The following is a 13983-nucleotide window of genomic DNA, read 5'->3' as shown; positions in this document are numbered from 1 at the left end:
TGAGCCAAGATCACCCCGATTCCGGGCCTAATTACCCCTCGAAGAACTGATTTTTCGGCCGCGGCAGGCCCAAATTCTCGCGCAAGGTCCGCCCCTCATACTCTGTGCGGAAAATCCCGCGCTTTTGCAGTTCCGGCACCACCTTATCGACGAACTCGAACAGGCCCTGCGGCAGATAGGGGAACATGATGTTGAAGCCGTCGCTGCCCCGGCCGGTCAGCCATTCCTCCATCTGGTCGGCGATGGTCTGCGGCGTGCCGACGAAGGCGAGCCCGCCATAGCCGCCGACGCGCTGCGCGAGCTGGCGCACGGTGAGCTTGTCGCGCGCCGCGACATCGACGAGGCGCTGCCGGCCGCTTTTGCTTGCATTGGTTTCGGGGATCGGCGGCAACTGTCCGTCGGGATCGAAGCCGGACGCATCGGTGCCGAGGATCACCGACAGCGAGGCGATCGCGCTGTCGTAGTGCACGCGGCTGTCGAGCAGCGCGCGCTTCTCTTTGGCTTCCTCGACGCTGTCGCCGACCACGACGAAGGCACCGGGCAGGATCTTCAGATGCTCGGGATCGCGGCCGATCTTCTCCATGCGGCCCTTGATGTCGGCGTAGAGCTTCTGTCCGTCGGCCAGACTGCCGCCGCCGGTGAACACGGCTTCCGCCGTCTCGGCCGCAAGCTGCCTGCCGTCATCGGAAGCGCCGGCCTGCACGATGACAGGCCAGCCCTGCACGGGGCGGGCGATGTTCAGCGGACCGCGGACCGAGAGATATTTGCCCTTATGATTGAGCACATGCATCTTGTCGGGATCGACGAACAGTCCGGACTCGACGTCGCGCACGAACGCGTCATCGGCGAAGGAATCCCACAGGCCGGTGACGACATCGTAGAACTCGCGGGCGCGCTTGTAGCGCTCGGCGTGCTCCATATGGTCGTCGAGCCCGAAATTCAGCGCCGCGTCCGGATTGGACGTGGTGACGATATTCCAGCCGGCGCGGCCGCCGGAGATGTGGTCGAGCGAGGCGAAGCGCCGCGCGACGTGATAGGGCTCGTCGAAGGTGGTCGAACCGGTCGCGATCAGGCCGATATTCTCCGTCACGGCGGCGAGCGCCGATAGCAGCGTGAACGGCTCGAACGAGGTCACGGTGTGGCTGCGCTTCAGCGCGCTGATCGGCATGTTCAGCACGGCAAGATGGTCGGCCATGAAGAAGGCGTCGAATTTGCCGGCCTCGAGCTTGCGGATCAGCGTCTTGATGTGGTCGAAGTTGAAATTGGCGTCGGGCCAGGCCCCGGGATAGCGCCAGGCACCGGTGTGAATGCTGATCGGCCGCATGAACGCGCCGAGCTTGAGTTGACGCTTCGCCATTGCCCCGTTCCGTCCTTGATGTCGTTAGCGGAACAGATAGGGAGGCGTTTCGCGGCGCGCCATCGGGAAGATTATTTTGTTTTTGGCCGCTCTCTCGACAGTGTCATTCCGGGGCATCGCGCAGCGATGAACCCGGAATCTCGCGCCGCAATCTCGGGATTCCGGGTTCGATGCTGCGCATCGCCTCGGAATGACGAGGATCATACTACGCCCCCAGCACGTCCTTCTGCATCTTGCCGCCGTAGAAATGGAAGAACGGCACCGGCGCGTCGTGGCGGAGCGGCCCGGTGGCGAGACGGCGGTCGAGCTCGGCGAGCACGTTCTTGGTCATGGCATGCGCGTCGGCGAGCGGCTCGGAGCCGATCTCGACCCAGACCAGCTCGACCAGCTCGGCATCGGCATGCACCACGCCCTCGACACGATGCGCGATGGTCGACGCGTCGGCAGTGAAGAAGCGCGTGTCGAAGCGGCGGACGCGGCCAGGCGGGGTGATCGCGCGCGCGATCAGGAACAGGCCGGACGGATCGGGCAAGAGACCAGCGTCGGCGAACGGTGCCCAGGGCCCGTCGAGCTTGTGCGGCTTCTCGACCTTGCGGCCGAGGCAGAGCCCGGTCTCCTCGCAGGCCTCGCGGATCGCGGCGTTGGCAAGCGCACGCGCGCGGCCGGGCGTGATCTTCGGGCTGCCCTTCAACAGATTGGCTTCGAGCTCCGGCGTGATCGGCGCTGCGACCGGCACACGGTTGTCGGCCTTGTCGACGCGGCCGCCGGGGAAAACGAATTTGCCGGGCATGAACACGACCTTGTCGTGACGCTTGCCGACCAGCACCTTCGGCTTGGCGCCGGAGCGATCGATCAGGATCAGCGTCGCCGCATCCTTCGGCCGGAAATACGCATGATGGTCGGCTTCTTTTTCGCCCTGGTGGACGACAGCGGCGGGCGCGGCAGCTTCAGTCATTTCATCCCTTTCATTTCTTCTTGCGGCCCGGTTTAGCTAGACCGGCGGGATGTCGCTAGGGGGATTCTCGTCAAAGCCATGCATGCGCAGGGCCCATTGCAAGCCGATCACGGCTCCCTTCACCGGCTGCAACAGCGCCAGCGATGCGAACAGCGTGAACGGCAGATAGATCGCAAGTTGCAGCCACACCGGCGGCGAATAATTGGTCTCGATCCACAGCGCCATCGGTACCACGATATGGCCGACGATAACGATGACGAGATAGGCAGGCAGATCGTCCGCGCGATGCGGCGTGAAGTCGAGGTCGCAGACCGGGCAATGGCCGTCGCATTTGAGAAACTTGCGGAACAGTCTGCCTTTTCCGCAGCGCGGACAGCGGCAGCGGAACCCGCGCTTCATCGCGCTCCACACGTCGCGCTTCTCGGGCTCGGCCGCCTCGCGAGTCCAGACCACTGTCGGTGGTGTCACTTCCATGACTTGCCTCGCTTCGATTTGCCGGACTTCTGCTGCGCCGGCTTGCGATCCTTCTTGCGCGATTTCCGCTCCTTGTGCGCCTTCTTGCCTGATCGTTTTGGTCCCTTGTCGAATCCGGCGGCACGGCGCTCGGCCCTTACGCTGTCGCGTTTTCTGCCGCGCGGAATTGCCTGACCATCGGATAATAACTCAAATCGCAGCGCGCCGGCTATCGGCGCGGCTTCCACCAGACGCACATCGACGACGTCGCCGAGCCGATACATGGTGCCGCTGCGCGTGCCGATGAGCGCGTGGCGAGTTTCGTCGTAGTTGAAATATTCGCTGCCGATGGTGCGGATCGGGATCAGACCGTCGGCGCCGGTGTCGTCGAGCTTCACGAACAGGCCGGATCGCGTCACGCCGGAAATGCGGCCCTGGAACGAGGCGCCGACCTTATCGGCAAGGAAATGCGCGATCAGGCGGTCGGTGGTCTCACGCTCCGCCTTCATCGCGCGGCGCTCGGTGACGGAAATCTGCGCGGCGATCTCGGCGAGCGTCTCCACGGTTTCATCGGTCGGCAACGCGCCTTCGCCAAGCCCGAGCGCGCGGATCAGCGCGCGATGCACGATCAGATCGGCATAGCGGCGGATCGGCGAGGTGAAGTGCGCGTAGCGGCGCAGGTTCAAGCCGAAATGGCCGTAGTTCTCGGCGGAGTATTCCGCCTGCGCCTGCGAACGCAGCACCACCTCGTTGACCAGCGGCTCGTAGTCCTCGCCGGCAACCTGCGCCAGCACGCGGTTGAATTGCGTGGGACGCAGCGCGCCATGCTTGGTGAAGGGCAAGTCGAGCGTCTTCAGGAATTCCTGCAGGTTGTGCACCTTCTCCTGGCTCGGCTCGTCGTGCACGCGGTAGATCAGCGGCAGCGCCTTCTTCTCCAGCATTTCGGCCGCGGCGACGTTGGCGAGGATCATGAACTCCTCGATCAGCCGGTGCGCGTCGAGCCGCTGCGGCACGATCACGCGATCGACGGTGCCGTCGGCTTTCAGCAGGATCTTGCGCTCGGGCAGATCGAGATCGAGCGGGTCGCGCTCGTTGCGTGCAAGCTTGACCAGCTCGTAGGCCGACCACAGCGGCTTCAGGATCGGATCGAGGATAGGGCCCGTCGTGTCATCGGGCCTGCCGTCGATCGCGGCCTGCGCCTGCGCATAATGTAGCTTCGCAGCCGAGCGCATCAGCACGCGGTGGAAGGTATGCGAGCGCTTGCGGCCGTCGGCGCCGATCACCATGCGCACCGCGAGCGCGCCGCGCGGCTCGCCCGGCACCAGCGAGCAGAGATCGTTGGAGATCCGCTCGGGCAGCATCGGCACGACGCGATCAGGGAAATACACCGAGTTGCCGCGCTGCAGCGCGTCGCGGTCGAGCGCCGAGCCGGGCCGCACATAGAAGGCGACGTCGGCGATCGCAACATGGACGATGAAGCCGCCCTTGTTGTTCGGATCGGGATCGACTTCCGCATGCACCGCGTCGTCGTGATCCTTGGCATCCGGCGGATCGATGGTGACGAGCGGCACGTCACGCCAGTCCTCGCGGCCCTGCAAGGTTGCGGGCTTGGCGTCTTCAGCTTCGCGCAGCGCAGAAGTGGAGAACACCTGCGGGATATCGTGGGTGTTGATCGCGATCAGGCTGATCGCCTTCTCACTGGCGATCGAACCGAGCCGCTCCTTGACGCGGGCGGAGGCGAGGCCGTAGCCGCGGGTGCGGATCAGGTCGACGCTGATGAGATCGCCGTCTTCGGCGCCGCCGCTGTCGGCCTTGGCGATGTTGAGCTCGCGGCCGGCCTGCTTCTTGTCGACCGGGATCAGGCGCCCGCCGCCATCGGGATTGCGACGGAAGATGCCGAGGATCCGGGTGCGCCCGTGATCGATCACCTTGATGACGCGGCCGCGATAGGGTGTGCCGTCTTGCTCGTCCGTGACTTCGACGCGCAGCAGCGCGCGGTCGCCGACGCCGGCGGTGGTCCCGGGCTTCGGCCGCCGCGGCGTCTCGATACGGATTTTCGGGGCGGTGCCGTTCTCGTCCGAGTCCCACTCGGCGGGCGTGGCGATCAGCTCGCCGTCGCTGTCGCGGCCGGTGATGTCGGCGAGCAGGGTCGGTGGCAGCGCCGCCGGCTCGTGGATCTTGCGGCCGCGCTTGGCAATCGTGCCGTCGTCGGCGAGCTCACGGAGGATCCGCTTCAGCTCGACGCGGTCGGCGTTCTTCAGGCCGAACTCGCGCGCGATCTCGCGGGTGCCGACCTTGCCTGGATTGGCGCGGATGAAGGCGACGATGGCGTCCCGGCCCGGAAAGCCATGGTCGGGTTTTCGTTTCACTTATCCTCGTGCCTTGCCGGCGCTTTTCTTCGCGGGCGCTTTCGCTGGTGCCGATGATTTTGCAGGCGACGTCTTGGCACCGGAGGCGACCGGCGCGCGCGCCTTGCTGGTCGCATCCGTTTTCGGCTTCGCCGCGGCTTTCTTCGACGCAGCCTTCTTGGCGGGCTCGGCCTCGCCGTCGCCGTCAGTCTCGGTCGCCTCGGACTTGGCTTTCTTCGCCTTGGCGGGCTTTTCCGCCTTGGCCTTCTTGGCCTTTTTGCCGCCGCCCTTGGCCGCGCGCTCGTCGATCAGCGCGATCGCTTCGGCGAGCGTGATCTGGTCGGGGGTGCGGTCGCTCGGGATCGTCGCGTTGACGCCGCCCGCCGCGACATAGGCGCCGTAGCGGCCGTTCTTCAGCGCGACCGCGCCGAGCGTCGGATGATCGCCGAGCGGCTTGCCGGGATCGGCACCGAAGCGGCGGCCGCTCGGGCCCTTCGCGATCTTCTCCGCGATCAGCGTGACGGCACGGTTCAACCCGATGTCGAAGACCTCGTCGCCGGCCTCGAGGCTGGCATAGGTCTTCTCGTGCTTGACGAACGGCCCGAACCGGCCGAGGCCGGCGGTGATCGGCTGTCCGGTTTCCGGATGCTTCCCGATCTCGCGCGGCAGCGACAGCAGTTTCAGTGCCAGTTCGAGATCGACATCGGCCGGTGAGGTGCCCTTTGGAATGCCCGCGCGCTTCGGCTTCTCGCCTTCGGCGTAATCCTTCTGCTCGCCGAGCTGGATGTAGGGGCCGAAGCGGCCGGCCTTCACCGTGACATCGAAGCCGGTGTCGGGATCGGTGCCGAGCACGCGGTCGGCGCTCTCGGCGCTGTCGGCCGCGAGCGGACGGGTGTAGCGGCATTCCGGATAATTCGAGCAGCCGACGAAGGCGCCGAACTTGCCGGCCTTGAGGTTGAGCCGGCCGGTGCCGCAGGTCGGGCATTGCCTGACGTCGCCGCCATCCGCGCGCGGCGGATAGATATGCGGGCCGAGCATCTCGTCGAGCGCGTCGAGCACCTCGGCGACGCGCAGGTCCTTGATGTCGTTGACCGCGCCGATGAAGCCGCGCCAGAAGTCCTGCAACACCTGCTGCCAGGCGATCTCATTGTTGGAGATGCGGTCGAGCTGCTCCTCGAGATCGGCGGTGAAGTCGTATTCGACGTAGCGCGAGAAGAAGTTCTCCAGGAACGCGACCACGACGCGGCCCTTGTCCTCGCCGTGCAGCCGCTTCTTCTCGAGCTTGACATAGCCGCGGTCCTTCAGGACCTGCAGGATCGAGGCGTAGGTCGAGGGGCGGCCGATGCCGAGCTCTTCCATCCGCTTCACCAGCGAGGCTTCCGAAAAGCGCGGCGGCGGCTCGGTGAAATGCTGGGTGACGGCGAGGCTCTGGCGCTTCACGGCCTCGCCCTCGCTCATCGCGGGCAGGCGGCGCGAATCCTCGTCCTCCTCGTCGTCGCGGCTTTCCTGATAGAGCGCGAGGAAACCATCGAACTTGATGACCTGGCCGGAGGCGCGCAATTCCAGCACGCGGGAGCCGGCCTTGGCCTCGATGTCGACGGTGGTGCGCTCGAGCTCGGCCGACTCCATCTGGCTCGCAATGGTGCGCTTCCAGATCAATTCATAAAGCCGCGCCTGATCGGCATCGAGCCGTCGGCCGATGGTGGCCGGGCGACGCGACAGATCGGTCGGGCGGATCGCTTCGTGCGCTTCCTGCGCGTTCTTGGCCTTGGCCTGGTACTGGCGCGGGGCGTCCGGCACGTAGGCGTTGCCATAGTCCTCGCCGATTACCTTGCGCGCCTGCGTGATCGCTTCGGGTGCGATCTGCACGCCGTCGGTTCGCATATAGGTGATGAGGCCGGTGGTCTCGCCGCCGATGTCGATGCCCTCATAGAGCCGCTGCGCGATGCGCATGGTGTGCGCCGGCGCGAAGCCGAGCTTGCGGCTCGCTTCCTGCTGCAGGGTCGAGGTGGTGAAGGGCGCCTGCGGATTGCGCCGCGCCGGCTTGGCCTCGACGGTCGCGACCTTGAACAGCGCGGCTTCGATCGCCTTCTTGAAATCCTCGGCTTCCGCGCCGGAGCCGATGTCGAGCCGTGCGATCTTCTTGCCGTCGGCGCCGACCAGCCGCGCCTCGAAGGCATCGCCGCGCGGCGTCAGCAACGTCGCGACCAGCGACCAGTACTCCTTCGGAACGAACTTCTCGATCTCGAGCTCGCGGTCGCAGACCAGCCGCAGCGCGACCGACTGCACGCGGCCGGCGGAGCGGGCGCCGGGCAGCTTGCGCCACAGCACGGGGGAGAGGGTGAAGCCGACCAGATAGTCCAGCGCACGGCGCGCCATATAGGCGTCGACCAGCGCGCCATCGATCTGGCGCGGCGCCTTCATCGCCTCGGAGACGGCCTGCTTGGTGATGGCGTTGAACACCACGCGCTCGACCTTCTGGTCCTTTAGCGCGCGCTTCTCCTTCATCACCTCCAGCACGTGCCAGGAGATCGCCTCGCCCTCGCGATCGGGGTCGGTTGCGAGGATCAGACGGTCGGCACCTTTGAGCGCCTTGGCGATGTCGTTGAGCCGGCTCGCGGCCTTGGCATCGACCTCCCAGATCATCTGGAAATTGGCGTCGGGATCGACGGAACCATTCTTGGCCGGGAGGTCGCGAACATGGCCGAACGACGCCAGGACCTCGTAGGAGGACCCCAGATATTTGTTGATCGTCTTGGCCTTGGCCGGCGACTCCACAATGACGATATTCATGTCATTCCAATAGCTTACGGGAAAACTTGAAGGTGGGTTCCGCTAGACTCGCGGCCCGCCGTGTCGGGGCGAACATGGGTGCTGGGGCGGTCCCTGTCAAATCGCCAGATATTGAAGGGAGGCGCCAAGCTGTGGAGTTTCTATCCCAAGGGTTGCGAAATGCGTCCTAGAGTTGCGGCCGGAAAGGGCTTATCTCTTTATATACAGCGTAGGAATCGGATTAGGCCTTTTGAGCAGCACAGGGGGCGGCCGGAAGCGCAAGGCGTCCGGCGGGCGGCGACCGGCGGGCGACGAGACGGCTGGGGAAGGCGGCCCCGACGATGCCCTGGTCCTGATCGCAGGCGCCGCGACCTAACTCGCCAAACTCGCCCGGCGCCACAAACCGAAGTCCTCGACCGCCTGTTCGCGATGGCCCGTCTGGAGGCCGACGAGCAGCTGCGCTCGCGCAGCCGGAGGAAGCTGTCGTGAGGGGCGTTACGGGAAGCAGGGTCGGCCGTCGTCCTGGCGAAAGCCGGACCCATAACCACCGCATTTGATCATGAACGGGATCGCGGCCCCAGCGTCGCGCAATAACTCTCATTTTGGGTAATGGGTCGTTTCGCCAGGACGACGGTGGGGATGGACCGCAATTCAAGATGTCAAACAGCGCGGTGCGGCGAAACAGAAGTCGTGATTTGCGACCCTTCCTGGAGAAAGGAAGAACGCTAGCTCGCGCCACATCCACCGCCGTCGTCCCGGCGAAGGCCGGGACCCATACGCCGCGGCGGGTGTTGAGAACGGGACTCGTCGTCCCAGCATCGTTCAACAATCCGCATTTGTGGTTATGGTCCCTGCTTTCGTGTTCGGTCCCGTGTGATTGGCGAGGGCCTGGATTGGCGCCAGGTAGCCGAGGCATTTGAGGCGGGTCCGATTGTAGTCGTGGACGAACTTGGCGATGAAGGCGTCGCGGTCGGCGTGGTTGACAAAGGTCCGGCGCGCGCTGCCCCGTTTGTGTTCGCGGCCGATGGCTTCAGCGATGCGCCGGTTGAAGCGTTCGACGAGGCCGTTGGTTTGCGGGTGGTAGGGCTTGGTCAGGCGATGCTCGATTGCGCGCTGCTTGCAGAGCCGATCAAAGGGGTGGTCGCCGGAAGGCTTCCCGACCGGTTTGTTCTTCTTGTCGACGGCGAAGCGGTCGGTGAACTCGGCTCCGTTGTCGGTCAGGATGGTGTGAACACCGTGCGGAAAGTCGGCCAGGAAGCGTTCGAGGAAGCCGGTCGCGGTCGTTCCGTCTCGCCTGGAATGGATCTCGACGAAGACGTATCGGGTGGCGCGATCGATCGCGACAAAGGCATAACTGGTGCGGCGTTGCAGCGCGGGCAGATACTTCACGTCGATATGAATGAAGCCGATGCTGGCGCTTTCGAAGACGCCGGCCCTGGGCTTGTCAGGCTTGGCAAGCCGGCTGATGCCGTTGCGCTGCAGGCAGCGGTGGATCGCGCTGCGGGACAGCTTGGCATTGATGCACCGCTGCATCACCTCGACGATATCGTCCAGCGGCAGCTGCAGCGATGTCCGCAGCTCACACACTGCCCGTTCCTCAAGGGCGGACAGGCTGGTCGTGAGGTGCTTCGGCCGATGCGAGCGATCCTCGACCGTGCTGCGACCGCGCCAGCGATAGATTGTGGTCTCGCTGACCCCCAGTTCGGCCGCCAATTGGGCGACCGACTTCCTGCTGCGCTGGATGTAGGCACGCGTCTTCGGTGTCGTCGTGGCGTTCGCATGCAGGCTCAGTTCCATGACGCGAAGCGCTCCATGATAAAAGCCACGCCTCGTTCTACACCGATTCCATCCAACCAATCAGCAGGGACCAAACACGAACGCAGGGACGACACCCAATATGGGTCGTCGTATGTGAGTCATACATCCGCATCCTCGCGACGCGAGGCGTATTCGGATAAAGCGAAATATTTTCGCGGGCGAGGATTGACAAGTTTTTGGTGAGTTGCCCGTCGTGTCGTACCAGCAACACCCGTCCTACGCACTCACGAGGCGCCGCGCGCGCTTCGCTGCAGGCCGCGGCTTCAGCGTCGTATCCGCGGCACCCAGCACGCGTCCATCCTGCGAATAGAGCGCGAGCTTCTTCACCGGCTTGCCCTTGTCGCGGTCGACCAGGATGGTCGCGATCTCGTCCGGATGCTCGTCGAATTCCTCGGTCCATTGCCGCAACGCGACCAGGATCGGAAAGATGCCGTGGCCCTTCGGCGTCAGGACATATTCCTGATAGGCGCTGCCGTCGGAGGCGGGGACCGTCTTCAGGATGCCGCGTTCGACCAGCGTGCGCAGCCGTGTGGCAAGGATGTTTTTGGCAAGCCCGAGGCTCGCCTGGAATTCGCCGAAGCGGCGCCGGCCGAGGCTGGCGTCGCGGATGATCAGGAGCGACCACCAGTCGCCGAACACGTCGAGCGCGCGTGCGACAGGACAGCTGTCGCCTGCAAGGCTGGTTCGTTTCACCGGCTGTCTCCAGGAGTTTGGGCCATCACGACCTTGTGTGGTTGCAATATTAAACCGTATGCCTTAGCTAGGCAAAGAAGTTTAATAATGCAACCAACTGGAGGCGGAAATGAGACTGGCGAACAAGACGGCGTTGATCACCGGCGGCAACAGCGGCATCGGGCTCGCGACAGCGAAGCTGTTCGTGGCGGAGGGCGCCAAGGTCGTCATCACCGGGCGCAACAAGGAGACGCTTGCGGCGGCATCCAGGGAGCTCGGGCCGAACGCGCTCGCAGTGGTGGCTGATGCCACCGACGTCGCGGCGCTGGAAGCCGCGGTGAAGCAGGGCGCCGAGAAGTTCGGCAAGTATGACGTTCTGTTCGCCAATGCCGGCATTCCCGGCCAGACGCCGGTGGGCGGCACCACGCTGGCCGCATTCGAGAATGTGATCCGGACCAATCTCACCGGCGTGTTCTTCACGGTGCAGGCGGTCGCGCCGTACCTCAACGACGGCGCATCGATCATTCTCAACGGCTCGGTGATCTCCGTGCTCGGCAATCCCGGCTACTCGGCCTATGCCGCGAGCAAGGCCGGCGTGCGCGCGATGGCGCGGGTGATGGCGTCAGAATTCTCGCCGCGCAACATCCGCGTCAACGTGGTGGCGCCGGGCGCGGTGCGCACGCCGATCTGGGGCGCGGCGATCGCGACGCCCGAGGCCGAGAAGATCTTCGAGCAGCGGATCGGCAAGACCACGCCGCTCGGGCGGATCGGCGAGCCCGATCACATTTCAAAGACCGTGCTGTTCCTGGCGTCCGACGACGCCGCGCATGTGCAGGGGCAGGAGCTGTTCATCGATGGCGGTGCAACGGCATCACCGGCGGGCGCGCCGATCTATCGCGGATAGAGCCTTTCCGTTCCGATTAAATCGGAACGCGGCTCTGGTTTTATTCTGACGCGTTTTCTTCACGCGAACCGGTATCCACTTCGCTCGAAAACGCTCTGGTTTGTTTCTCATTGTATCGAACGGCCGGTGTGAAGCGTTTCATACCGGCCGGTTTGGCTTGCGACTATCATCGCGCAATAGTTTGTTGTCTGAGCATGATCTTTCCGGAAAACCGCTTCGCACTTTTCCGGATCATGCTTGAACCTTTGACGTACTCGCCGGACTCTTGAATGGGCGGGGAATTTTTCACCACGGAATCATTTGGAGTGCCGCCATGCCGAAAGCAGCCCGCATTTCGACGTCGATCCCGGTTTCGCCCGCATCCGAAAGTTCAGATACGACGCAGTTGGTGACGGTCGCGCTGTTCTCCGGCATCGGCCTGTTGATTTCGCTGGTCGCCGTCATCCTCGGCATACAGGGCGTCTGGTTCTGAGTTCGTCCACCTGAACGGCCTGCCGCCGCCAGGCGACGGCAGGCACTTTGAATCACATCAGGCTGCGTTCAGGCTGCCGGCGGCCTGCAGCGCGCCCGCAACCGCCTTTTCGCGATGCTCGGGGCCGACCTGGATGCCGTCGGCGGGGATGAACTCAACATTCCTGACGCCGATGAAGCCGAACACGCCGCGCAGGTAGGTCTCGAGGTGCTCGAGCGCGGCCATCGGCGTGTCGGCGCCGTAATAGCCGCCGCGCGAGATCGCGATGATGACGCGCTTGTTGCCGGCCAGTCCCTCGACGCCGCCGGCGCCATACTTGAACGTCTTGCCCGCGACCAGGATGCGGTCGATCCAGGCCTTGAGCTGGCTCGGAATCGTGAAATTGTACATGGGCGCGCCGATCACGACGATGTCGGCGGCGAGGAACTCGTCCAGCACCGCCTGGCCGGTCGCGATGTCGTCGCGTACCGACGGGTCCGGCGCCGCGCCCTGGCTGGCGGCGAGGTGCAGGCCGGAGAGGTGGGCGAGCGGCGTCTGGCTGAGGTCGCGGTAGCTGACGACGAGGCCCGGATTGGCCTGGCGCAGCCGCTCGACGGCAGCGGCCGAGACCTGGCGGCTGACGGAGTGGGGGCCGAGGACCGAGGAATCGATGTGCAGAAGTTTCATGGCTGGGGTCACCTTTGGTATAGGTTTGTAACTGGCGCTATATGAGTGACCGCCCTAAATCTCCGCAAGAACGCACATTTTTGAAACCCGAGCACACCAATGGAACCCGAGCACATCGATGTAACCGCCGAAACCGGCCTGCCGCGTGGTCCCGGGACGCATCAGGACTGCCGCGGCGTGGCCTCGGTGCTGTCGCGGGTCGGCGACAAATGGAGCGTGCTGGTCATCATGCTGCTGCGCGATGGACCGCGCCGCTTCAACGAGCTGAAGAGGATGATCAACGGCATCTCGCAGCGCATGCTGACCTTGACGCTGCGCGGCCTGGAGCGCGATGGCCTGGTGACGCGCACGGTGTTTCCGACCATTCCGCCGCGGGTCGACTACGAGCTGACCGATCTCGGGCGCGGACTGGCGGTGCCTGTGATGGCGCTCGGCGAATGGGCGTTCGCGCATCTGCCAGAAATCGAGGGCGCGCGGAACGATTTCGACGCGCGGAATGGCGAAGGCTGAGTTCGGAGCCTTCGCGTTCGGACAAGCAGACCCGTCATCCTGAGAGCCTGCGTAGCAGGCGTCTCGAATGATGCACGGCCACCAGTCGGGCCGTCGATCCTTCGAGACGCGCTGCGCGCTCCTCAGAGCCTGACTGAAAAATGGGTGAGTGATCTCAGTGGGGTGTGATTCCATCGGATTTGCAAAGATTCGAGGGAGAGCACGATGCCCTGGACCAAGATCACTCGGGAGCAATATCGGCGGGACGATCTGCGTTATGCAAGCGATATGACCGATGCGGAGTGGGCGGTGATCAGACGCCTGTTGCCGCGAGCGAACCGGCGCGGCCGGCCGCGTAAGACGGAGCTGCGTCGTGTGATCGAAGCGATCCTCTATATCGTTTCGACCGGCTGCCAGTGGCGGGCGTTGCCGCAGGAGTTCCCGCCCTATTCGACGGTGCAGGGCTATTTTTATAGATGGCGGGATACAGGCCGGTGGCAGAGGATTGTCAGCGTGCTTGTCCGCCGGGCGCGAAAAAAGCTTGGACGGACACCGAAGCCGACGGCAGCCGTGATCGACAGTCAAAGTGCGCCAACCACCCAAGCTGGTGGACCGCGCGGCTACGATGCAGGCAAGCGCATCTACGGCCGCAAGCGGCACATTGTGACGGATACCAATGGCCTCCTCCTTGGGGTTCATGTTCATCCCGCCAACGTTCAGGACTGCCATGGCGCCGTACCGCTGCTGAAGAACGTGCGGATGAACTTCCCCCGGCTGCGCCACGTCTTTGCCGACCGGATCTACCGCGGAAATCAACTCCTCGACGCGCTCTCAGACTGCGGTCCATGGACTGTCGAGATCGTCGAGCGGCCTCAAGGCGTCAAAGGCTTCCAGCTTCTGCCGAGGCGGTGGGTGGTTGAACGCACATTCGCTTGGTTCGGCAGATGCCGCCGCCTCGCCAAGGACTTCGAGGCGACGGTGGCAACCGAAGCTGCCTGGCTGCTGATTGCACACATCAGGCTCCTGACCCGCAGACTCGCGGCTGCAGCTAAGGTTGGGTGATTTATGAGTCAGACT

The 13983-nt window shown here is 64.5% G+C and carries 12 protein-coding genes; 4 read left to right on the top strand and 8 right to left on the bottom strand.

The features are described 5' to 3' along the window. Positions 1–31: 31 nt before the first annotated feature. From ACVMIH_RS09775 to ACVMIH_RS09745, 7 genes are all read right to left on the bottom strand, one after another. Positions 32–1357, bottom strand: coding sequence for an LLM class flavin-dependent oxidoreductase (locus ACVMIH_RS09775; RefSeq protein ID WP_456861525.1), 1326 nt, complete (start codon positions 1355–1357; stop codon positions 32–34). 205 nt (positions 1358–1562) lie between these two features. After that, the gene (locus ACVMIH_RS09770) at positions 1563–2312 is read right to left on the bottom strand and encodes an NUDIX hydrolase (RefSeq protein ID WP_141342741.1); all 750 of its coding nucleotides are present in this window, start codon (positions 2310–2312) and stop codon (positions 1563–1565) included. A gap of 36 nt (positions 2313–2348) precedes the next feature. Then, positions 2349–2786, bottom strand: coding sequence for a DUF983 domain-containing protein (locus tag ACVMIH_RS09765; protein WP_018271985.1), 438 nt, complete (start codon positions 2784–2786; stop codon positions 2349–2351). Continuing rightward, complete coding sequence (gene rnr, locus ACVMIH_RS09760; RefSeq protein ID WP_310885861.1) at positions 2777–5134, bottom strand: ribonuclease R; 2358 nt, start codon at positions 5132–5134, stop codon at positions 2777–2779. Before rnr ends, ACVMIH_RS09765 begins: the two co-directional genes overlap by 10 nt. Continuing rightward, positions 5135–7906, bottom strand: a complete 2772-nt coding sequence (gene topA / locus ACVMIH_RS09755; protein WP_057020795.1) for a type I DNA topoisomerase — start codon at positions 7904–7906, stop codon at positions 5135–5137. A gap of 801 nt (positions 7907–8707) precedes the next feature. Beyond that, on the bottom strand, positions 8708–9682 hold the full coding sequence (locus ACVMIH_RS09750) for an IS481 family transposase (protein ID WP_456861523.1): 975 nt from the start codon (positions 9680–9682) through the stop codon (positions 8708–8710). Between the two features lie 237 nt (positions 9683–9919). Further along, positions 9920–10396: a winged helix-turn-helix transcriptional regulator gene (locus tag ACVMIH_RS09745; protein ID WP_057020794.1), complete on the bottom strand. Its 477-nt coding sequence runs from the start codon at positions 10394–10396 to the stop codon at positions 9920–9922. 109 nt (positions 10397–10505) lie between these two features. Here ACVMIH_RS09745 and ACVMIH_RS09740 point away from each other — a divergent pair, with 109 nt between their 5' ends. Next, a complete protein-coding gene (locus ACVMIH_RS09740) occupies positions 10506–11279 on the top strand; it encodes an SDR family NAD(P)-dependent oxidoreductase (RefSeq protein WP_229163205.1) in 774 nt (257 codons plus the stop codon). A gap of 313 nt (positions 11280–11592) precedes the next feature. Then, positions 11593–11751 (top strand): hypothetical protein, encoded by a 159-nt coding sequence (locus ACVMIH_RS09735; protein ID WP_168858167.1) that lies wholly within the window; start codon positions 11593–11595, stop codon positions 11749–11751. 57 nt (positions 11752–11808) lie between these two features. On the opposite strand, the gene ACVMIH_RS09730 is transcribed toward ACVMIH_RS09735, so the two are convergent. Beyond that, on the bottom strand, positions 11809–12417 hold the full coding sequence (locus ACVMIH_RS09730; RefSeq protein ID WP_018271979.1) for an FMN-dependent NADH-azoreductase: 609 nt from the start codon (positions 12415–12417) through the stop codon (positions 11809–11811). A gap of 99 nt (positions 12418–12516) precedes the next feature. Between ACVMIH_RS09730 and ACVMIH_RS09725 the strand changes: the two genes are divergently transcribed. Further along, positions 12517–12927, top strand: coding sequence for a winged helix-turn-helix transcriptional regulator (locus ACVMIH_RS09725; RefSeq protein ID WP_038380388.1), 411 nt, complete (start codon positions 12517–12519; stop codon positions 12925–12927). Between the two features lie 204 nt (positions 12928–13131). Beyond that, a complete protein-coding gene (locus ACVMIH_RS09720) occupies positions 13132–13968 on the top strand; it encodes an IS5 family transposase (protein WP_076824982.1) in 837 nt (278 codons plus the stop codon). Positions 13969–13983: the final 15 nt, after the last annotated feature.

The organism is Bradyrhizobium sp. USDA 4503 (assembly GCF_054055815.1).
The sequence above is the reverse complement of the archived record's forward strand: the minus strand, read 5'-3'. Positions and strand labels throughout refer to the sequence as shown.